Here is a 19,862-nt window from a genome sequence, read left to right as displayed (position 1 = left end):
CGGACCCGGCAGAGCATCGACCCGGACGCACCGAAGGTCCGGTACCTGGGCATCATGGGGCGGCGACGAACGGCCTGGCCCGACTGGTCGTACGGCTCCTCCCCCCATACTTTTTGCGGAGGGCAGCCAAAGGCGGGATCGGATTCCTCGATCGGATGTTCGACCACCGCTGGCCGGAGCTGGAGGCGTACCGCGGCGAGACGGTGTGGGGGTCGTTACGTGAGACCTTCCTGGCCCAGATCGTGGGTCCGCACTTCGAGGCTCTGTGCCGCGACTACGCCATGGGCGCCCGCGAAGACGTGTCCGGGGGGTTTCCCCGCCACGGTGGGCGCGGGCACCGTGAACGACCCGGAGAACCGCACCCAGATAGACATCGACGTGGCGGTCTTCTCTCCTCCTGACGGAGGCCGGGCGGGCACGCTGTTGTCCCTGGGGGAGGCGAAGTGGGGGGAGACGATGAGCCAGCACCACGTGGGGCGGCTGGCCCGGGCCCGCAACCTCCTCGCCGCCAAGGGCTACGACACCCGCGACACGATCCTCGCCTGCTACGGCGGTGCGGGTTTCACCGCCGAGTTGCGGGCCGCGGCCGCCTCGGACGACCGCCTGCGTCTCATCGGCCTCGACGAGATTCACGGCGGCTGACGACCGCTCAGGCCGGCCTCGGCCGCACCCCCGCCCTGCGGCGGTTCCGCACGCCCTGCGCCCGGCGGGCGTAGGGTCGCCCGGACGGTCAGCTCTTGCAGATGTTCTGCGTGGCGGTGCGGGCGGTGGGGGTCGCCTGCGGCGAGGGCGCCGCCGGCGTCGCGGAGCCCTCCGGCGCGGCCACGGTCACCTTCTTCACGTCGTGGTTCTGCTGGCCCACGACGACCTCGATGCCGGTCACGTCCGCTTGCTCGCGCAACTCCGCGCCCGGGATGGCGGCGGCCACCGTACGCGCCGAGTCCGCACGCCCGGGCGGGTAGCGGACGACGGTGGTGGCGAAGTCGCGCCGGGCCGTGTTGCCGGGAGTCGAGGGCACCATGAAGCCCGCTTCGACGAGGCGGGCCTTCGTGGTCGCGCCGAGGCCGTTGACGGACGTCCCGTTGAGCACCTTGACCGAGATCCGGCCGGGCGGGATCGTGAGCGCCGTCGGCGAGGTCGTGGGGGTCGCCGAGGCCGGGGGGCTGCCCGAAGGAGACGCCGAGGCCTTCGCCGACGGCTTGACGAGGGGCTGGTCGGCGTCGATCCGCCGGAACAGGTCGCGGGCGGCGGCCTTGTCCCACAGCACCGCCGACTCGCCGGTCGGCGCCTGGTAGTTCACGTCGGACAGCGGCACGGTCGCGAACGACACGTCGTCGGTCGAGACGGCCTTGAACTGGTCGATCATGCCGAGCAGGTTCTTCTGCAGGCCCGGGTCCACCTTGATCGTCCTGAAGGTGGAGTCGAGGAACCCCTTGAGCCTGATCGGGTTGGCCAGCGTGCCGCCGCTGAGCGCCTTGTTGAGCAGCGCGGAGATGACCTGCTGCTGCCGGTCGATGCGGTCGAGATCGGAGCGCGCGGTGGCCCTCGTGCGGGCGTAGGCGAGCGCGTTGACGCCGTCCAGCGTGTACGTCCCCGGCTGCAGGTTCAGCTTGGTCTTCGGGTCGTCGATGGTCACCGGCGTGCAGACGGTCACCCCGCCCAGCGACTCCACCACGCCGATGAACCCGAGCACGTTGACCTCGACGTAGTGGTTGATGCGCAGCCCCGTCGCCTGCTCCACCGTCTTGACCGCCAGCTTGGCGCCGCCGAACTGGTACGCGGCGTTGATCTTGTGCTCGCCCTTGCCGGGAACCGTCGTCCAGGTGTCCCGCGGCAGGCTGACGACGGTGACCTTGCCGTGGTCCTCCGACAGGTGGATCACCATCATGGTGTCGGTGCGTTCGCCGACGTCGCGGCCGAGGTGGAGCTGGTTCTGCTGGCGCCTGCTCAGGTTGTCGCGCCGGTCCACGCCCACGAGCAGGATGTTCATCGCGCCCCGGGACCCGGCGTCGCTCGTGCCCGCGTCCACCGACTCGATCCGGTTGAGCGCGTAGTTCGGCACCAGCCAGGCGACGCCGGAACCGATCAGCACGACTCCGGACAGCGAGCCCGAAATGACCAGCGATCGGAGGTTCGACCTCCGCTGGCGGGCGCGTTGCGCCGTCAGCTTCACCCCGCCGTACCCGTCGCCCCCTATGCGGACGCCGGAGTCCTCCCCATCGTCGCCGGGCATTCCCGTCCTCCGGTTGCCTTCTCCACCCCCCCGTACAGTAGCGTGAGCGCCGCCATGAAGCCCTTTCCCGACTCGCGACAGGCGAGCCAGAATCCCGCGCGGAACTGGCCCCCGATCTCGGTGATCATGCCGGTGCTCAACGAGGAACGGCACCTGCGCGACGCCGTGCGGCAGGTTCTCGAACAGGACTACGAGGGCCCGCTCGAGGTCGTCATCAGCGTGGGCCCCTCCCACGACCGCACGCAGGAGGTGGCCGACGCGATCGCGGCCGCGGATCCCCGCGTCGTCGTCGTGCCGAATCCCACCGGCCGCACCCCCAACGCCCTGAACGCCGCCATCGCCGCGTCCCGCAACCCCATCATCGCGCGGGTCGACGGGCACGCCATCCTGCCCCGCGACTACCTGCGTACGGCCGTGGAGACGCTGGAGCAGACCGGGGCCGACAACGTCGGCGGCATCATGGCCGCCGAGGGGATCACGCCCTTCGAGCAGGCGGTGGCCTGCGCCATGACCTCGAAGATCGGCGTGGGCAACGCGCGGTTCCACACGGGCGGGGAGGCCGGCCCGGCCGACACCGTCTACCTGGGCGTCTTCCGCCGCAGCGCCCTCGACCGGGTGGGCGGCTACGACGAGCACTTCCTGCGCGCGCAGGACTGGGAGATGAACCACCGCATCCGGGAGACCGGCGGGCTGGTGTGGTTCCAGCCGAGGATGCGAGTCACCTACCGTCCCCGGCCCAACGTGCGCGCCCTGGCCAAGCAGTACTTCCACTACGGCCGCTGGCGGCGGGTCGTCTCCCGCACCCACCAGGGCACGATCAACCTGCGCTACCTGGCCCCGCCCGCGGCGGTGGCGGCGATGGCGCTGGGCCTGGTGGTCTCGCCGTTCTTCTGGCCCGGCCTGATCATCCCCGGCGGCTACCTCGCGGCGATCCTCGCGGGCTCGGTGCTCACCGGCCGCGGACTGTCCGGCGCCGCGCTCCTGCGCCTGCCGCTGGTGTACGCCACCATGCACGTCTCGTGGGGGACGGGCTTCCTGACCAGCCCCCCGAAGCTCAGCAAGCCCCGTCCCAAGCCCGAACGGGCGAGCCTAGAGGACCTCTTCGAAGACTGAGGTGTCCAGCGTGAAGCCGATCGGGTGGGGGACGTGGATCTCCCGCCCGAACGGCACCGTCGAGGTCACCTGATACTGCCCCTCCTTGGGGTCGCTGTAGACCGTGACCGACGCGGGCCTCGTCAGCGGGTCCACGAGGAGCATCGCCGGGACCCCGCCCCCGGCGTAGATCGCCGGCTTCTTGACGCGGTCGTCCTCCGTGCTGCCCTTCGAAACCACCTCGGCCACCAGCATCAGACCGGATGAGAGCAGTTCGCGTTCCCCCCAGCGCGGGCAGTCCTTGGGGGCGAGGACGAAGTCCGGCTCGACCGGATCCCGGCTGCCGTCGATGCACACATCGACGTTGCCTGCCCAGGCCCGCCAGCCGCGCTCGTCCAGGAGAGGGATGAACGCGCGGAACAGGTGCATGGCGGCTTGGCCGTGCTCGGGGGTGCCCACGGGGCTCACTATCAGTCTCCCGTCGATGATCTCGGTCCGCAGACCCGGAAGTGGGGGCAGCGAATCGAACAGCTCGCGAGGAGTGCTAGGCAGTGGCCGCTCGGGTACGGGTGCCAGAGCGGGACCGTGGGGTTTGCGCGAGATTGCGACCATGGGAACGCATCCCTTCGTGTCCGCGTCGATACGCTGAGTTGACAGGCCCAGTATTTCAGTCGCGGGCGACAGGGGCGAGGGCCTCGGGGCCGAGGGAACGGGCGCGCGCCTCGGCCCGTGCGGAGGCACGCCGTACGGCCTCCTCGAAGCGGGCCAGCGGGTCCGGATGGTCGGCGCCGAGCAGGTAGGCGCGCAGGGCGCGCCGGGCGGCGGCCATGTCGTCGTCCCCCGGGGCGTCGAGACGGCGCAGGATGTCCGGCAGCTCGGCCAGGTCGGCGCCGAGCAGGTACGCCGCGCCCGCGGCCGGGTAGCGCTCGCGGAACCGGTCCTCCGGCAGGCCCGCCACGTTCGCCACGACGTACGGCTTGCCGCTGGCCACGAAGTCCGACACCACGCTGGAGATGTCGGAGATCAGCACGTCCGCCTCGTTGAAGCACTCGTACAGCGACGGCTCGCGGCCGGTCACGACGAGATGCGGCATGCCGGTGCTCTCGTGCAGCAGAGTCATGATCTTCCGGTGCGCCAGGCGGGCGGCCGGCGAGCGGTGGCCGGTCAGCGGGTGCGGCTTGTAGATCACCCGCACCGGCCGGTTCAGCAGGGCGCGCACGATCGCGGGGCCCATGGCGACGAGCGAGCTGTGGAACAGGTCGTCGCTCCAGCCCTCCCACGTGGGCGCGTACAGGACGGTCCGGTACGGCGCCGCCCCCTCGGCGTACGGGCTGGTGCGCCGCACCCCGGCGAGCTGGGGGCGGCCGACCTCCTCGACGGCCTCGTCCCGCACGCCCACCTGGGCGCGCAGGTAGCGGTCCCGCCCGGCGGGCCCGGCCACCCAGACCTCGTCGTACACCTTGGTGTACGGGTTGAAGGACGCCTCCTTGTCGCTGTCGCCGTGGCCGATGAACACGCTCCGCACGCCCGGCACCCGGAGCATGTGGATGTTGTTGCCGACGTTGGCGGGGAACAGCGCGACCCGCACGCCGTCGAGCGCGCGGAAGTTCATGAGGTCGACGGAGGCGGGGACGCACACCACCGGCAGCGTCGTCGACCCGAGGGCCGTGACCAGCGCCCGCTCGCGCAGCACCACCAGCGTCCTCGGCGTGATCCGCTCCAGCGTCCCGAGCCACATCGTGGCCTGGTAGGCCGCCGTGACGGGCCCGGAGAAGTACATGACGACCTCGGGCCGGTAGGCGGCGACCCACTCGTCCACGACCGCGAGGACCCGTCGCCGGTCGCCCAGGTGCCTGGCCCGCCGCGCGTGCGCCAGCAGCGCGGCCATCGCGACGACCTCCAGCGCCAGGGCCACGGCGGCGCCCGCCGCGCCCGTCCAGCCCAGCCCCGCCGACGCCCCGGCCGCGGCCGGCACGACCGCGAGCGCGTCGAGGTAGAGCAGCTTGGCGCCCCGCCAGGTGAGCAGCGCGCGGGGCGGCGCGGGCGGGATCCGCAGCGCGGGCAGGTCGATGTTGCGGGTCATCACCGGCATCTGGTTGTGCCGGCGGTCGACGTGCTCGGCGAGCCACGTCTGCACCGCCCGCAGGCCGTGGAACAGGAACAGCCCGGCCGCGAACGCCGCGAACCACCACGGCCGCCCCGGGGCCAGCCGCGCCAGCAGCACGACGACGGCCGTCTCACGCGACAGGAAGCGGACCGTGGCCCCGAGATGGGCCCGGCTGAGCGTCCCCGCCGCCCTGCCGGGCAGCGCGATCTCCGCGGCGTACGACAGCGGCACGAGCACCGCGAAGGTCGCGGGCAGCGGCCACACGGCGGCCGCGAGCATGGCCGGGTACGACGCGAGCGTGAGCGCGGTGAACGCGCCCCTGCGCCCACCGGTCATGCCTCTCAGGGCCGGTCGACGGACCAGCCTGACCAGTGCGTTCGGGGCCCTGCGCCCCCTGATGTTTCCCCCCATGGGCGGGCGCCCGTCCCTCCGTAGATGGTTGCGGTCATCGGCTGAGCCGTACGTCCACGACCTGTCCCGTGAGGCGGGACAGCAGCACGTCGAGGCTGGTGCGGGCGACGGCGGCGGGGGAGAGAAGCGTTCCGGCGGGTTCGTCGCCGAACGCGCGCAGCCGCATGGGGGTGGCGGTGCGCTCGGGGTTGACGCAGTTGACGCGGACACCCTGGCAGGCCCACTCGTCGGCGAGCGCCTGGGTGAGGTTGACGACGGCGGCCTTCGTGGAGGAGTAGAGGCTGTAGTCGGCTCGGCCCCGGGTGTAGGACGAGGAGGTGTAGAGCAGGAGGTGGCCGCGGGTCTCCATCAGGTATTTCACGGACGCGCGGGCGATGTTGACCGGCCCGAGGTAGTTCACCCCGATGGTCTCCTCGATCGTGTGCTGCCCGGACTCGCCGAGTTTGCCCATGTGCAGCACGCCCGCGGTGTTGACGACGTAGTCGATCCGGCCGGTCTCGGCGTACACGCGGGCCAGCGCGTCCTCCACGGCGGCGACGTCCTCGACGCGCACGCCGTTCTGGCTCCGGGAGAACGAGTGGACGCTCGCGCCGTAGCCCCTGGCCAGCGCGACGATGTCCGCCCCGATGCCGTAGCTGCCGCCGAAGACCACGAGCGTGCGGCCCGCGAGCCCGGCCCGGTAGGCCTCCTCGTCCAGAGCGGGCGCCGTGTTCTCGGCGAGCTGGAAGAGCTTGTCGGCGATGAAGACGTCGACCGGGTGGGTGACCTTCATGTTGTGCTCGCTGCCGGGCACGATGTAGATCGGCACGTCGGGCAGGTACCGCAGCACGACGCCGCAGTCGTCCGTCGTGGGCAGCGAGGGGAACTCGGGGTCGGCCAGGGCGCGCTCGTACGCCGCCCGGATCACCGACAGCCGGAAGCACTGCGGGGTCTGCCCGCGGCGCAGGCGCGAGCGGTCGGGGATGTCGCGGATGATGTCGCCACGCGGGCCCGGCGCGGCCACCACGATCGTGTCGGAGGACGGGATCGCCACCTCGACCGCCTCGTAGCGTTCGAGGGCGGCCACGCACTCGCCGATGATGCGCGGCTCGATCAGCGGCCGCACCGCGTCGTGCAGCAGCACGTCGCACTCCTGCTCGCCCAGCGCGCACAGCGCCCGCCAGGTCGTCTCGGTACGGCTCGCGCCTCCTTCGAGCACCCGGCCGACCTTGGTGTAACCGTTCCTCCTGACGAGTTCCTCGGCCTCGGCGACGAAACCGGGGGCCATCAGGACGACGACCTCGTCGATCTCCGGATGGCCGTCGAACACGTCGAGGGTGTGCTCCAGGATCGTCTTCCCGGCGATCTTCAGAAGCTGTTTCGGGGTGTTGAGGCCCACGCGCTGACCGACGCCGCCGGCCAGCACCACCCCCACCCTGCGCAGACGCGATTCGGCGATCATGATGTCCTCCCCGGAGGAGACCATACCCGTGCCGGAAGCCGGAGAAGGTGATTGCCACCTAGTGATCACTCGGTTACTTTGCGAGGTGAGCACGTGCGGGTCAACGTGAAGCGGGTTTCCATATGGGGGCGGATCCGAGCAAGCCCGGTACGTCACGGGACACAGAGACGGTGGCGGTCGTCCTCGCGACCTCCCCGGCCGCCGGGCTGCCCTGGTCCGACGGCGCCCGGTCCGAGGGCAGCCTCCTGGAGCGGCTCACCGCCCAGCTCCGCACGCTTCCGGTCCGCGAGGTGCTGGTCGTGGTGCGGAGCCAGGACGCGCAGGCAGGAGGGTGGGAGAAGAGCGCGGAGAGCGGCCCGCGGCACCAGATCTGCGTCAGCGACGGGCTCGCCGAGGACCTGCGGATCGTGGCCAAGACGGCCCGGGCCTCGACCTCCCCGGTCGCCGTGCTGGCGGCCGACGTGGTCGCGCACACCGAGGCGCTGTCGCTGCTGCTCGACCATCCCGCGCGCCCGACCGGCGCGATCGTCGCCAGCGGCGACCCGGCCCCGCTGCGGCCGCCCGTACGGACCGAGTGGGGCCGCGTCGTGTCGGCGGGCACGTCCTTCCACGAGGTCGAGTGGGCCAACGGCACCTTCCGCGGCGTCCTGCAGGTGGGGGAGTCCCACCTCGCCGGGCTGGCCGACATCGCCGAGGATTTGGCCGACCTGGCCCAGCGCCGTCATCTCGGGCGGGTCGGCGACGGTGAGGTGGCCGAGCTGCTGCTCACCGGCCTGGTGCGGGCCGGCGTCCAGGTGCACGCCGTCACCCTGGGCACCGTGCACTGCGGGCGGGCCGGCACCCGCCCGGCCGCCGAGCGCGCGGTGCGCGAGCTCGCCGACGTCGACGAGGCACAGGCCAGGCTCGACGCCGCAGTGAAGAGCGGCGACGGCTTCTTCACCACCCACTGCGTCAGCTCGTGGTCGCGTCACCTCATCCGTCCGGCCGCCCGCCTCGGTTTGACCCCGAACACGGTCACCGGCATCTCGGTCGGGTTCGCCGCCATCGCCGCGATCTGGTTCTCCGACGGCAACCGGGCGGGGCTCGTGGTCGGCGCCGTCGCGCTCTACCTGTCGTTCGTGCTCGACTGCCTGGACGGCCAGCTCGCCCGGTACACGCGCCGGTTCTCCCCGCTCGGGGGCTGGCTCGACGCGATCTGCGACCGGCTCAAGGAGTACCTGGTGTACGTGGGGCTGGCGGCCGGATACGTGACCGTGCCGGACAGGGCGTGGGAGATCTGGGGCCTGGCCGTGGCAGCGATGGTCCTGCAGACGGTCCGCCACATGGTCGACTTCTCCTACGCGGGAGCGGTGGCCGACCGGGCCAGGGCGGCGGGCCTGCGGGCGGCCGCCCCGCGTTCGATGGCCGTGCCGTGGGACGAGGCGCCCGCGGCGGCGGCCGCCAAGGGCACCGGTTCGGTGCTGGCGCTGTCGCGGCGGCTCGACGCGCTGAGCGGCGTGAGGGGCGTGGCGTACTGGGCGAAGAAGATGATCGTGCTGCCGATCGGAGAGCGGATGGCGCTGATCTCGGTCACGGCCGCGCTGTTCGACGCGCGGGTGACGTTCCTCGCGCTGCTGGGCTGGGGAGTGCCGGCGCTGGCCTACACGGCCGCCGGGCGGATGGCGAGGTCCCTCGCATGAGCGAGCGTAGCGAGCGAATCAATAAGCACAGCGTCTGGCGCATGCCTCTCCGAGCCGAAGGCGAGGAGGTGGCATGAGTCGCCGCCCCCGTGAGGCCGGAGGGAAGGGCCGCGGCGCGATCGCCGTGCACATGATCCCGGTGCCGCGCAGCGTCGTGGTGGCCTACCGGGACGACGGCCCGCTGTCGAAGGCGATGGGGCTGCTCGTCGCCGGGCAGCTCCCGCCGCTGCCGCCCGCGATCGCGGGGGCCTTCGTGACCGCCGTGCTGCTGGTGCTGGGCATCGCCGGGGCCGACGACTTCGCGGTCTTCGCTCCGGCGGTGGCCCTGCTGCTGGCCGGGGCGGGCAGCGCGCACCGGCACGACGGCCGGCTCGACTGGCTGGCGCCCCCGATCCTGCGGCTGACCGAATACGGCTTCATCGCCTCGGCCGGATTCGCCCGTTCCGTTCCGCCCGTGCTCGTCGTCGCGCTGCTCGGCGCGATGGCCTTTCATCACTACGACACCGTCTATCGGGTGCGCCAGCACGTGTATCCGCCGCCGTGGCTGGCCACGGCCGGGCTGGGCTGGGACGGCCGGATGCTCGTCGTCGCCCTCGGCGGCCTGCTCGACGTGATGACCGCCGTGTTCGCGCTGCTCGCGCTCTATCTCTGGGGCCTGTTCGGCTGGGAGAGCCTGACATGCTGGCTCGCCGCCCCCCGGACACCGGACGAGGCCGTGGAACCGGCGCCCCAGGATTGACGTCAGACCAACGGTGGATTACCCAAGCGGGGTGCCGAGCCAACTAACCTTTGGGGTTACTGTCTGACGCTCGACCTCAAGGAGTGCGGAAAATTGCTCGGAATGGTGCTGGCCGCCGGAGCCGGACGTCGCCTGCGGCCGTACACCGACACGCTGCCGAAGGCGCTGGTGCCGGTCGACGGTGAGACGACGATCCTCGACATCGCCCTGCGTAACCTGGCGGCCGTGGACCTCCGCGAGGTCGTGGTGATCGTCGGCTACCAGGCCCAGGCCGTCCGGGAGCGGCAGGCCGACCTGGAGCGGCGCCACGGGGTGAAGCTGACGCTCGTCCACAACGACAAGGCCGAGGAGTGGAACAACGCCTATTCGCTGTGGTGCGCCCGCGACTACTTCTCGCAGGGCGCGCTGCTGGTGAACGGCGACACCGTCCACCCCGTGTCGGTGGAGCGGACCCTGCTGGCCGCCGAGAACACCTCCGACATCCTGCTCGCCGTGGACGACGTGAAGTCGCTGGCGGACGAGGAGATGAAGGTCACGCTGGAGGACGGCCGGCTGAAGCGGATCACCAAGCTGATGGATCCCGCCGAGGCGTACGGCGAGTACATCGGCGCCACCCTGATCCGGCCGGGCGCCGCCGAGCGGCTGGCCGACGCGCTGAAGGCCACCTTCGAGCGCGACCCGCAGCTCTACTACGAGGACGGCTACCAGGAGATGGTCGAGCGCGGCGAGAAGATCGCCGTCGCTCCGATCGGCAAGGTCGAGTGGGTCGAGGTGGACAACCACGACGACCTCGCGAAGGCCCGTGAGATCGCGTGCCGTTACTGATTTCCGCGGTCTTCTGAGGAGTTCGCATGCCGATTCTGGCAAGGATGCTCCCCGCGCCTCTCACGATGGAGGTGCGGCGGGGCGCGATCGCGCAGCTCGGCACCCTGCTCGCCGACAGCAGGGTGGCCACCTCCGGCCGGGTCGCGGTCGCGGTCGGCGTCGGGCAGGGCGACCGCATCGCGGAGGTCATCGCGCCGTCGCTGGGTGAGGCCAAGGTGCTCCGGGTGGCGGACGGCACCGTGGACGCGGCCGTGTCCCTCGGCGCGGACCTGCGCAAGGGCAACTACGAGGCGGTGGTCGGCGTCGGCGGCGGCCGGACGATCGACGCCACCAAGTACGCCGCGTCGCTCGCCGGCATCCCCATGGTCGCCGTGGCCACCAACCTCTCGCACGACGGCATCTGCTCGCCGGTGGCCTCGCTCGTGTACGAGGGCGGCAAGGGCTCGTTCGGCGTGCCCATGCCGCTGGCGATCATGGTGGACCTCGAGTTCGTCCACGACGCCCCGCCCGCGCTCGTACGGTCCGGGATCGGCGACGTGCTCAGCAACCTGTCGGCTATCGAGGACTGGCAGCTCGGCAACAGCGAGCGGGGCGAGCCCATAGACGGGCTGGCGATCTCCATGTCGCGCACGGCCGCCGAGGCCGTGCTCGGCCGGCAGGACACGATCGAGTCGGACGCGTTCCTGACCGTGCTCGCCGAGGCGCTGATCCTGTCGGGGATGTCGATGGTCATCGCGGGGTCAAGCCGTCCGGCGAGTGGTGGCGACCATGAGATCCTTCATGCCGTGGATCAGCTTTTCCCCGGCACTTCCAATCACGGTGAGCTGGCCGGCATCGGCGCGGCGTTCTGCTACTTCCTCCGCGAGGACGCGCACCGGCTCGGCCAGGTGACCGGCTGCCTCAGGCGGCACGGCCTGCCCGTCGCGCCCGGCGACGTCGGCCTCACGACCGACCAGTTCACGGCCGCGGTGATGCTGGCCCCCAGCACCCGGCCCGGCCGCTACACCATCCTTGAGCACCTCAGGCTGTCGGAGCACGAGGTCCGGGGGAGAGTTGAGGACTATGTCCGCGCCGTCGGTCGCTGAGCTTCGCGCGGTCGCGCAGCCGCAGACCACCATGGACCGCCGCAGCGGCGAGCACTGGGCCGGCCTGCTGTACATGCGGCGGCTGTCCATCTATGCCACCTGGCTGCTGGCCAAGACCCCCATCTCGCCGAACCAGGTCACCGGCCTGATGATCGTGTGCGGGGTGGCGGCGGGCGCCGTGCTGGCCCTCCCGGGTTTCTGGGCGGCGCTGGGCGCGGCCCTGCTCATCCAGGTCTACCTGCTGCTCGACTGCTCCGACGGGGAGCTGGCCCGGTGGACCGGCCGCACCTCGATCACCGGGGTCTACCTCGACCGGGTCGGGCACTACTTCGCCGAGGCGGCGCTGCTGATCGGGCTGGGCTTCCGCGCCTCCGAGACGCTGCCCGACTGGTACACGGTCATGGGCGTGGCGGCGGCGCTCGGCGCGATCCTGATCAAGTCGGAGACCGACCTGGTCGACGTCGCCCGCGCCCGGTCGGGCCTGGTCGCGACCACCGAGGCGGCGGCGCAGCAGTTCACCTCGCCCCGGCTCGCGCTGGCCCGCAGGTTCGCCGCGGCGCTGCGGTTCCACCGGGTGATCCAGGCCGTCGAGCTGTCGCTGATCGTCGTGGTCGCGGCGGTGCTCGACAACTGGTTCTCCGCCACACGGATCCTCGTGGTCGCCTGCGTCGTCATCGCGGGAGTCCAGCTCCTGCTGCATCTGGTGAGCATCCTCGCGTCCCGGCGGCTGTCATGAGCGCGCCGGTCCCGGCGTGGCATGCCGATCGGTCGTACATTCGCGGTTGGGTAGGGGTTTGGTGGCAGTTCCGATACCCTTGTCCCACGGTAAACCAGGCAGATTCCGGATTGCCCGGCCATACAGACTCGGTGATCATGAAGTCGTGTGTAGTGCGCCCCATGTCGAGGCAGTGACGCGGTGAAAATCTCCTGTGTCATCCTCACCATGGGCAACAGGATCGCCGAGCTCGACCGTGCGGTGGAGTCCGCGCTCACCCAGACCGACGGCGACATCGAGGTGGTCATCGTCGGCAACGGCGCGGACGTGCCGCGGCTGACCGTCCAGCCGCTCCCCGGCTCCGCCGCCACGATCAAGACCGTACGGCTGGCGCACAACGCGGGCATCCCCGAGGGACGCAACCGCGGCGTGCAGGAGTGCTCGGGCGACATCGTCCTGTTCCTCGACGACGACGGCTGGTACGCCAACGCCAAGGTCGCCGCGCACGTCCGCGAGCGGTTCACGCACGAGCCCGACCTCGCGGTGATCAGCTTCCGGGTGATGGACCCCGAGGGCGGTTCGGTGCAGCGGCGGCACGTGCCCCGGCTGCGGGCCGGCGACCCCGAGCGGTCCTCCCCGGTGACGACCTTCCTCGGCGGCGCGTGCGCCATTCGCAAGTCGGCGTTCCTGCAGGTCGGCGGGTTGCCGGAGAAGTTCTTCTACGCCCACGAGGAGACCGACCTCGCCTGGCGGCTGCTGGGCGAGGGATACCGGATCGAGTACGACGCCGAGACGGTGATGTACCACCCGCTGGTGCTGCCGTCCCGGCACACGGACTTCTACCGGCTGAACGCCCGCAACCGGGTGTGGCTGGCCCGGCGCAACCTGCCGTGGCCGCTCGCGCTGCTCTACCTGCTGAACTGGGTCGTGCTCACGCTGGTGCGCGAGCGCTCGATGCCCGCGATCAAGGCCTGGTTCCGCGGCTTCTTCGAAGGGCTGCGCGAGCCGGCGGGCGAGCGCCGCCCGATGGCCTGGCGCACTGCCTGGCGCATGCTCCGCCTCGGGCGCCCGCCCATCGTCTAGGTGTGCCGGCCGCGGACGTCGCCGGCGGCTGGGGCGTAAGCTCCGCCTCGGCGCGGCCTTGGGCGCGATGCGTGAAGCGGCAGGCGGTCGACGCCCTGCGGGAACCATAGTTAACCCCAAACTGTAAGATTTCGGGCGTTTGTGCTGCCTGATCTTCAGGGGTGTGGGCTTGCCCGTTTTCCACCGCGAACGGCTCCGCGTCATCGTCGACTCTCCGGTCTTCCACCGTGCGGTCATCGCCGTCATCGCGCTGAACGGGATCGCGCTCGGGCTGGAGACGTCGAACGAGCTGGCCGACCGTCACGGCACGACCTTCCTCGTGATCGACCGGGTCATCCTCGCCGTTTTCGTCGTCGAGATCGTCCTGCGGATCGTCGTCCACGGCAAGGCGTTCTTCCGTGATCCGTGGAGCTGGTTCGACCTGGTCATCGTCGGCATGGCCCTCGTGCCGGCCTCGGAGTCGGTGTCGATCCTGAGGCTCTTCCGGTTCCTGCGCGTGCTGCGGCTGATCTCCGTGGTGCCGGGCATGCGGCGGGTGGTCTCGGCGCTGTTCGCCGCGCTTCCGGGGCTGGCCTCGGCCGTGGTCCTTCTGTTGCTGTCGCTCTACACGGCGTCCGTGATCGGCGAGCAGCTCTTCCACGAGGCGGCCCCGCAGTATTTCGGGGACCTCGGGCGGTCGCTGTTCACCATGTTCACGGTGCTCACGGTCGAGAACTGGCCGCAGGTGGCCGAGGACGTGATGGCGAAGGAGCCGCTGGCGTGGATCTTCTTCGCCACGTTCATCGTGATCACGGCGTTCTTCGTGCTCAACCTGCTCATCGGTGTGATCGTCTCCGCGATGGAGGCCGAGGTCAACGCCCAGCGGTGGAAGGAGGATCAGGAGCTGGAACTGGAGCAGCACATCGTGGTCATGAACGAGATCAGGGCGCTGAGCGAGAAGGTCGACCGGCTGGCGGCCGCCCTGCCGGCGTCCGCGGGCGACAGTCCCACGCAAGCAGGCGCCTCCCCGGAGAGGGACCGCTGCGCCTGCGGCCATGATCCGTCACACGGCGGTGAGGTACGACAGGCCGAGGCGGACGACCGGCACCGGGGCGGGTGAGGGCACCGGGAGCATGGCGTCACGCGCGCCCGGGCTCCTCGAAGGTCATCGCCACGTGCTCGGCGGTGGCGGTCATCAGTGCCCGCCGGGGCAGGCCGAGCTCGCTCAGCTCCTTGGCGATCGGATGGTTGCCGAGGCGGATGAGCGCGCCGCCCGGCCGCCAGCGGACGCCCCGGGCGCGGGCCGTCCAGGGGATGCGGCGGGTGACCCCGTCGAGGTGGGCGTAGGCGTCCGGCACGGAAAGGGTCTCGCCGAGCAGCGGCACGGGCGTCGCCGGAACGCCGGGCCTGAGCAGCAGATCGACGACCATCCGCCCGTCCTTGCGCAGCAGGCACCGCTTGTACGGCGAGCCGAGCCGCAGGTCGACGTCGGCGAGTTCCTTGGGGAAGCCCCAGATGGTCCTTCCGGCCTCCAACGTGAACGTCTGGTCGACCGGCAGCCAGTGGACGAAGGCGCCCGTGCCCGCCCCGCGCAGGTCCTTCAGCCCGGCCAGCGGCCCGCGACTCGGCGGGGGGCCCGCGTCGGCGGGCCGTACGAGGAAGGTCACCCCGAACTCGTTGTAGGAGCCCAGGTCGGCGTCGTGATAGTGGACGAACACCAGCGAGCACAGGGCCTTGCCCGGCAGGACCTCGGTGACGTCCATCCTGGAGTAGGCGAGGACCGCGCGGGCGGCGTCGGCCCGCACCAGGTAGGCGGCGAGGCACACCGAGGCGTCGCGCACCTCCACCGGCGTCTCGACCCCGCGCCCCTGGACGACATGGCTTGCCATGGTTCCAGTACAGCAAGACCGGCGGCCCGGCGACAGCCGTACGGCGGCAAGGTTGTCCCAGACCTGATTTTTCGGCGGATGTCGAAACCAGGGGCGGCCGTTCGTGTAGAGGGTGAACGGGCCCGCGTCCGGTGGGCCCCACGGAGGAGGTGGACGAGACGGTGAGGCACTACCTGCTCAGCATCCAGCAGCCCGACGGCGGGACGCCCCCGCCGGAGGTCCTGGAGCCGATCATGCGGGACCTCGCGGCCCTCAACGGAGAGCTGCGGGCCGCGGGCGCGTGGGTCTTCTCCGGAGGGCTGCACGATCCGGCCACGGCCACGGTCGTGCGGGCGCGCGACGGCGAGGAACTCGTCACCGACGGGCCGTACACCGAGGGCAAGGAGCACGTCGGCGGGCTGACCATCATCAAGGCGCCCGATCTCGACGCGGCGCTGGAGTGGGGCCGCAAGCTCGCCCGTGCGACCACGCTCCCGGTGGAGGTGCGCCCGTTCGCCGGGGTCGTGGAAGGCGATGACGACCTCGCGTAGTGCGGCGTCCCCGGACGTCGAGCGGGTGTTCCGCGAGGAGTACGGCCGCGCCGTCGCGGTCCTGGTCCGCCACTTCGGCGACATCGACGTCGCCGAGGAGGCGGTCCAGGACGCGTTCGCCGAGGCGGTGCGGCGCTGGCCCCGCGACGGGATGCCGCCCAGTCCGGCCGGCTGGATCATCACCACCGCCCGCAACCGGATGATCGACCGCCACCGGCGGGAGTCCCTGCGGGAGGACCGGCACGCGCGGGCGGTCCGGCTGCACGCCGCCGAGGACGAAGCGGACGCGGGGCCGGACGAGGAGGGGCCGGACGAGGAGGGGCCCGTGCACGACGACCGGCTCCGCCTGATCTTCACCTGCTGTCATCCGGCGCTCGCCCCCGCCGCCCGGGTCGCGCTGACGCTGCGCCTGCTGGGCGGCCTCACCACGGCCGAGATCGCACGGGCGTTCCTGGTTCCGGAGCCGACCATGGCCCAGCGGCTGGTCCGGGCCAAGGCCAAGATCCGCGACGCCGGCATCCCGTACCGCGTGCCACGCGAGGCCGATCTGCCGGAGCGGCTCAGGGCCGTGCTCGCCGTCGTGTACCTGATTTTCAACGAGGGGTACACGGCGAGCGCGGGCGACCGGCTGGTCCGCGAGGACCTGTGCGCGGAGGCCGTACGGCTCGGCCGCCTGCTGGCCGCGCTGATGCCCGGCGAGCCGGAGGTCATGGGGCTGCTCGCGCTCATGCTGCTCCTCCACGCGCGGCGTGGCGCCCGCACCACCCCGGACGGCGACCTCGTGCCGCTGCCCGATCAGGACCGCGGCCGGTGGGACCGCGCCCTCACCGCCGAGGGCCAGGACATCGTGCGGGCATGCCTGCGCCGCGGCCGGCCGGGGCCGTACCAGATCCAGGCGGCGATCAACGCCGTCCACGCCGACGCGCCGACGGCGGCCGCCACGGACTGGCGGCAGATCCTGAGCCTGTACGACCACCTGCTCGCCCTCGCCCCGAGCCCGGTGGCCGCACTGAACCGCGCGGTCGTGGTGGCCGAGGTCGACGGGCCGGACGCCGCGCTCGCGCTCCTGGACGCTCTCGACCTGAACGGCTATCACCTGTTCCACGCCGTCCGGGCCGACCTGCTGCGGCGGCTCGGCCGCGCCGAGGAGGCCGCGCGGGCGTACGAGGCGGCGATCGCCCGCACCCGGAACGCCTCCGAGCGGGCCTTCCTGGGCCGCCGCCTGCGTCAGGTCCGGGAGCCCTGAGCGGGGGTCAGGCCGGGACCGTACGGCCGGGGCTCAGGGCCGGCACCGTGTTCGCGGCCTGGGCCCACTGCTCCAGCAGGGCGACGAATTCGCCGGCCACGGCGGGCCAGTGATGGTGGTTCAGCGCCTCGACATAGCCCCGGGTGCCCATCGCGGCCCGTCGTTCGGCGTCCTCGCGCAGGCGGAGCACGGCCTGCACGACGGCGCCGGCCACCGCGCCGACGTCGCCGAACGGGACGATCGTCCCGCAGTCGACCCGCCCGACCAGCGACGCCGCCCTCGGCAGCGGGGTCGTGACGACGGGGATGCCGCGGGCCATGTACTCGACGATCTTCGTGGGCGTCGACTCGCGGTAGTTCGGCACGTCCTGCAACAGGGACAGCCCGGCAAGGGCGCCCTCGGCCATCCGCAGCGCGTGGTTGTTGGGGACGTACCCGAACCAGTCGAGCAGCCCCGCGCGCTGCGCGTCGCGCAGCATGGGACGCACCGCCGCGTCCGCCGGTCCGATCAGGTCCAGGCGGATGCCGTACGGCCGGAGCCGGTGGGCGATCTCCACCATCTCGGCAGCGCCGCGGGCGAGGGAGATGTGTCCCACGTAGACGACCCGGGAGTCCCCGGGCGGCACGGGCGGCGCCGGAGGCACGTACGTGTGGTTGGGCACCACGGGGTGCGGGCCGGGGAAGCGCTCACGGTAGGACTCCTCGGCGAGGATCAGATGGAGACGCCGCTCGGCACGGCCCTCGACCGCGCGGATCAGGGGCGGCAGGACGCTCCGCAGCGGCCCCGGCAGGTAGGCCTTCGCCCGCAGCGCGCCGATCGTGTCCTCGTGGACGTCCCAGACCGTGGGCGGCCGTCTGCGCGGCAGCGCGAGCAGCAGCTCGATGTCGTGCACGAGCAGCAGGTCGGCGTCCCGCACGGCCCTGCGCAGGGCGGAGGCGGCGGCCCGCAGCGCCTTGCCGCGGTGCAGGCCGACCGCCCTCGGCACGTCGACGGCCCGGATGCCCGGCCGCGGCGTCACGTTGCAGTGCGTGAAGGGCGCGACGAAGGTCACCTCGTGCCCGGCGTCGAGCAGCGCCCGGATCTGCCGGTGGGTGATCCGCGCGTCCTCCGGGTGATGGACTGTCGTGCCGACGCATACCCTCATACGGGGAGGCTGACCGTGCCGTCCGAAATGACCGGATGCGCCGGGTGAATGCCTCCCGAAATGAGGCTTAACTTCCGGTGCTCACCGGCTTCGCCGCCTGTCCGCTCGGCCGCCGGTACAGCCACGTCAGCCGGGGTTCGAGCAGCCACTTGAACGCCGTACGGGTCACCGGCAGGCACAGCACGATGGCCAGGGCGAAGCCCGACGCCGCGATGGCCGCCACCCCGAGCGGGCCGTACAGCCAGGGGAAGCTGACCCAGCCCATCTCCTTGGCGATCATCACCGGCACGCCGTGCAGCAGGTAGCAGTAGAGCGTGCGGGTGCCGAGGTCGGTGAACCACGTCTGGCGCCGGGGGATGAGCGACATCACGGCCGCCGACATGGCCAGCGCGGCCACCAGCAGGCCGGTGCGCAGCAGCATGCCCTTCCACCAGACCAGGTGGAGGTCCTTGTAGCTGTCCTTGTAGTAGATCGGGCCGAGCTTCACCGAGTAGTTCTTCACCAGGAAGATCGCCACACCCGCGGCGCCCAGCAGCACGACCACCGACAGCATCATCACCCAGCGCTGCTTGAGGAAGTCGAAGACCTCCGGCTTGAGCACGAGGCCGAGGACGAAGAACGGAAGCAGCCCGAAGAACCGGTCCATGCTGAAGTCGCCGGACAACTGGGAGAACCCGGCGAAGAGATAGACGGCCACCGAGATGACGAACGGGTATTTCATCCGCTTCCACACGGGTGTGGAAAGCCGCCAGAACAGCAGTGCGAGCAGATACCAGTTCAACCACGCCGGATCCATGATCGTGAGGCTGAACTTGTGCCCGAAGGCGGTGCGCAGGAGGGCGTAGCCCACCTCGACGATCACGTACGGCACCAGGAACGTGTCGACCAGCTTGTTGGTCTTCGCGTTCGAGTTCCAGAAGTTCCTGGACAGGTAACCGCTGATGATGACGAACAGCGGCATGTGGAAGACGTAGATGAACAGGTACGTCGCCCGTGCGGAGTCGGCCGCGAGCGTCGGGACCAGTGCGTGCCCGATCGGCACCAGGGCGATGCCGACGAACTTCACGTTGTCCAGGTAGGGGTCGCGCGGCTTCTTGGCCCGGGGCGCGGGCTCCTGCTCGGGCTCGTTCTCCGGGCCGTCATCGCGTCCCCCACCGCGGGCGAAGGCGTCGTCCGGACGGAGGGGCACCTCGGCCCAGGCGGGCAGCGGGGCGCGCAGCGGCCCGCCGAGCGGGCCGGTCTGGCGGGGGTCGCCCAGGTCGCCGGCGTCGTCCTGGGAGGAGCGCCGCCAGGGGTCGAACCGGGCGGGGTCGGCCTCCTGCCCGGGCCATGCGGGAGCGGGCGCCTCCGGCGCGGACGCGGGGCCGAAGGCCGCGTTCGGAGCGGCCCCGGGGAAGGCGTCCGGGAAGTCCCGCCCGCCGCGCCGGCCGCGGGTGGTCTCGGGGAACGGCGGTGCGGCGCCGAAGGGGTCGTCCGGCGGGAAGGCCGGGCCCACGCCGGACGGGGGAGTGTCGAGGAAGGGGTTGGCCGTCCCGCCCGCGGCGGCGGCAGGCTGCTGCGGGAATCCCGGGGGCTCGGGGAAGCCCGGAGGCTCGGGGAACGACGGCGCGGCGCCGAAGGCCGGCGTCGGGAAGGCCGGGGAGTCGCCGAAGGGCGGCGTCGGG

18 protein-coding genes are annotated in these 19,862 nt (G+C 71.7%); 11 read left to right on the top strand and 7 right to left on the bottom strand.

Annotation, left to right across the window (positions count from 1 at the left end; all coding sequences use genetic code 11):
- Positions 1–339 precede the first annotated feature (339 nt).
- Positions 340–642 (top strand): hypothetical protein, encoded by a 303-nt coding sequence (locus AB0J39_RS14850; protein WP_363464393.1) that lies wholly within the window; start codon positions 340–342, stop codon positions 640–642.
- 88 nt (positions 643–730) lie between these two features.
- On the opposite strand, the gene AB0J39_RS14845 is transcribed toward AB0J39_RS14850, so the two are convergent.
- Complete coding sequence (locus AB0J39_RS14845) at positions 731–2,233, bottom strand: LCP family protein (protein ID WP_363464391.1); 1,503 nt, start codon at positions 2,231–2,233, stop codon at positions 731–733.
- A 54-nt stretch (positions 2,234–2,287) separates the two neighbouring features.
- Here AB0J39_RS14845 and AB0J39_RS14840 point away from each other — a divergent pair, with 54 nt between their 5' ends.
- Positions 2,288–3,346, top strand: a complete 1,059-nt coding sequence (locus AB0J39_RS14840) for an ExoA family glycosyltransferase (protein ID WP_363464390.1) — start codon at positions 2,288–2,290, stop codon at positions 3,344–3,346.
- Here the strand turns inward: AB0J39_RS14840 and AB0J39_RS14835 are convergent.
- The 3 genes from AB0J39_RS14835 to AB0J39_RS14825 form a co-directional block, all read right to left on the bottom strand.
- On the bottom strand, positions 3,323–3,937 hold the full coding sequence (locus AB0J39_RS14835; protein WP_363464388.1) for a Uma2 family endonuclease: 615 nt from the start codon (positions 3,935–3,937) through the stop codon (positions 3,323–3,325). The two genes, AB0J39_RS14840 and AB0J39_RS14835, sit on opposite strands and share 24 nt — an antisense overlap.
- A gap of 55 nt (positions 3,938–3,992) precedes the next feature.
- On the bottom strand, positions 3,993–5,768 hold the full coding sequence (locus AB0J39_RS14830; RefSeq protein WP_363464386.1) for a CDP-glycerol glycerophosphotransferase family protein: 1,776 nt from the start codon (positions 5,766–5,768) through the stop codon (positions 3,993–3,995).
- A gap of 109 nt (positions 5,769–5,877) precedes the next feature.
- Positions 5,878–7,284 carry a bifunctional cytidylyltransferase/SDR family oxidoreductase gene (locus AB0J39_RS14825; protein ID WP_363464385.1) on the bottom strand — a complete coding sequence of 469 codons (1,407 nt, stop codon included), beginning with the start codon at positions 7,282–7,284 and terminating at the stop codon, positions 5,878–5,880.
- Between the two features lie 170 nt (positions 7,285–7,454).
- Between AB0J39_RS14825 and AB0J39_RS14820 the strand changes: the two genes are divergently transcribed.
- The 7 genes from AB0J39_RS14820 (at position 7,455) to AB0J39_RS14790 (ending at position 14,509) form a co-directional block, all read left to right on the top strand.
- Positions 7,455–8,963, top strand: coding sequence for a CDP-alcohol phosphatidyltransferase family protein (locus tag AB0J39_RS14820; protein WP_363464384.1), 1,509 nt, complete (start codon positions 7,455–7,457; stop codon positions 8,961–8,963).
- A gap of 73 nt (positions 8,964–9,036) precedes the next feature.
- A complete protein-coding gene (locus tag AB0J39_RS14815; protein WP_363464382.1) occupies positions 9,037–9,702 on the top strand; it encodes a DUF5941 domain-containing protein in 666 nt (221 codons plus the stop codon).
- Positions 9,703–9,795: 93 nt separating this feature from the next.
- A complete protein-coding gene (locus tag AB0J39_RS14810; protein WP_363464380.1) occupies positions 9,796–10,527 on the top strand; it encodes a phosphocholine cytidylyltransferase family protein in 732 nt (243 codons plus the stop codon).
- A gap of 44 nt (positions 10,528–10,571) precedes the next feature.
- Positions 10,572–11,612 carry an iron-containing alcohol dehydrogenase family protein gene (locus AB0J39_RS14805; protein ID WP_346230086.1) on the top strand — a complete coding sequence of 347 codons (1,041 nt, stop codon included), beginning with the start codon at positions 10,572–10,574 and terminating at the stop codon, positions 11,610–11,612.
- The gene (locus tag AB0J39_RS14800; RefSeq protein WP_363464379.1) at positions 11,590–12,348 is read left to right on the top strand and encodes a CDP-alcohol phosphatidyltransferase family protein; all 759 of its coding nucleotides are present in this window, start codon (positions 11,590–11,592) and stop codon (positions 12,346–12,348) included. Before AB0J39_RS14805 ends, AB0J39_RS14800 begins: the two co-directional genes overlap by 23 nt.
- A 180-nt stretch (positions 12,349–12,528) precedes the next feature.
- Positions 12,529–13,410: a glycosyltransferase gene (locus tag AB0J39_RS14795; RefSeq protein ID WP_363464377.1), complete on the top strand. Its 882-nt coding sequence runs from the start codon at positions 12,529–12,531 to the stop codon at positions 13,408–13,410.
- A 163-nt stretch (positions 13,411–13,573) separates the two neighbouring features.
- Positions 13,574–14,509, top strand: coding sequence for an ion transporter (locus AB0J39_RS14790; protein ID WP_363464375.1), 936 nt, complete (start codon positions 13,574–13,576; stop codon positions 14,507–14,509).
- A 19-nt stretch (positions 14,510–14,528) separates the two neighbouring features.
- On the opposite strand, the gene AB0J39_RS14785 is transcribed toward AB0J39_RS14790, so the two are convergent.
- Positions 14,529–15,278, bottom strand: a complete 750-nt coding sequence (locus AB0J39_RS14785; protein ID WP_363464373.1) for an acetoacetate decarboxylase family protein — start codon at positions 15,276–15,278, stop codon at positions 14,529–14,531.
- A gap of 149 nt (positions 15,279–15,427) precedes the next feature.
- On the opposite strand from AB0J39_RS14785, the gene AB0J39_RS14780 reads away from it, so the two are divergent.
- Positions 15,428–15,808 carry a YciI family protein gene (locus tag AB0J39_RS14780; protein ID WP_363464372.1) on the top strand — a complete coding sequence of 127 codons (381 nt, stop codon included), beginning with the start codon at positions 15,428–15,430 and terminating at the stop codon, positions 15,806–15,808.
- Positions 15,792–17,054 (top strand): sigma-70 family RNA polymerase sigma factor, encoded by a 1,263-nt coding sequence (locus AB0J39_RS14775; RefSeq protein ID WP_363464371.1) that lies wholly within the window; start codon positions 15,792–15,794, stop codon positions 17,052–17,054. Before AB0J39_RS14780 ends, AB0J39_RS14775 begins: the two co-directional genes overlap by 17 nt.
- 7 nt (positions 17,055–17,061) lie before the next feature.
- Here AB0J39_RS14775 and AB0J39_RS14770 read toward each other — a convergent pair whose 3' ends face one another.
- A complete protein-coding gene (locus AB0J39_RS14770; RefSeq protein WP_363464370.1) occupies positions 17,062–18,198 on the bottom strand; it encodes a glycosyltransferase family 4 protein in 1,137 nt (378 codons plus the stop codon).
- 67 nt (positions 18,199–18,265) lie between these two features.
- Positions 18,266–19,862, bottom strand: a 1,597-nt coding sequence (locus AB0J39_RS14765; RefSeq protein ID WP_363464368.1) for an acyltransferase family protein, incomplete at its 5' end; no start/stop codon positions are given.

The organism is Microbispora sp. NPDC049633, from assembly GCF_040675265.1.
GTDB lineage: Bacteria > Actinomycetota > Actinomycetes > Streptosporangiales > Streptosporangiaceae > Microbispora > Microbispora maris.
Note: the sequence above shows the minus strand (reverse complement) of the source record. Positions and strands in the feature narration are given on the sequence as shown.

Excerpts from the sequence above, each read along its gene's own strand:
- AB0J39_RS14845 (WP_363464391.1), bottom strand. The coding sequence starts at position 2,233 with ATGCCCGGCGACGATGGGGAGGACTCCGGCGTCCGCATAGGGGGCGAC.
- AB0J39_RS14840 (WP_363464390.1), top strand. The coding sequence starts at position 2,288 with ATGAAGCCCTTTCCCGACTCGCGACAGGCGAGCCAGAATCCCGCGCGG.
- AB0J39_RS14835 (WP_363464388.1), bottom strand. The coding sequence starts at position 3,937 with ATGGTCGCAATCTCGCGCAAACCCCACGGTCCCGCTCTGGCACCCGTA.
- AB0J39_RS14830 (WP_363464386.1), bottom strand. The coding sequence starts at position 5,768 with ATGACCGGTGGGCGCAGGGGCGCGTTCACCGCGCTCACGCTCGCGTCG.
- AB0J39_RS14825 (WP_363464385.1), bottom strand. The coding sequence starts at position 7,284 with ATGATCGCCGAATCGCGTCTGCGCAGGGTGGGGGTGGTGCTGGCCGGC.
- AB0J39_RS14815 (WP_363464382.1), top strand. The coding sequence starts at position 9,037 with ATGAGTCGCCGCCCCCGTGAGGCCGGAGGGAAGGGCCGCGGCGCGATC.
- AB0J39_RS14805 (WP_346230086.1), top strand. The coding sequence starts at position 10,572 with ATGCTCCCCGCGCCTCTCACGATGGAGGTGCGGCGGGGCGCGATCGCG.
- AB0J39_RS14800 (WP_363464379.1), top strand. The coding sequence starts at position 11,590 with ATGTCCGCGCCGTCGGTCGCTGAGCTTCGCGCGGTCGCGCAGCCGCAG.
- AB0J39_RS14785 (WP_363464373.1), bottom strand. The coding sequence starts at position 15,278 with ATGGCAAGCCATGTCGTCCAGGGGCGCGGGGTCGAGACGCCGGTGGAG.
- AB0J39_RS14775 (WP_363464371.1), top strand. The coding sequence starts at position 15,792 with ATGACGACCTCGCGTAGTGCGGCGTCCCCGGACGTCGAGCGGGTGTTC.
- AB0J39_RS14770 (WP_363464370.1), bottom strand. The coding sequence starts at position 18,198 with ATGAGGGTATGCGTCGGCACGACAGTCCATCACCCGGAGGACGCGCGG.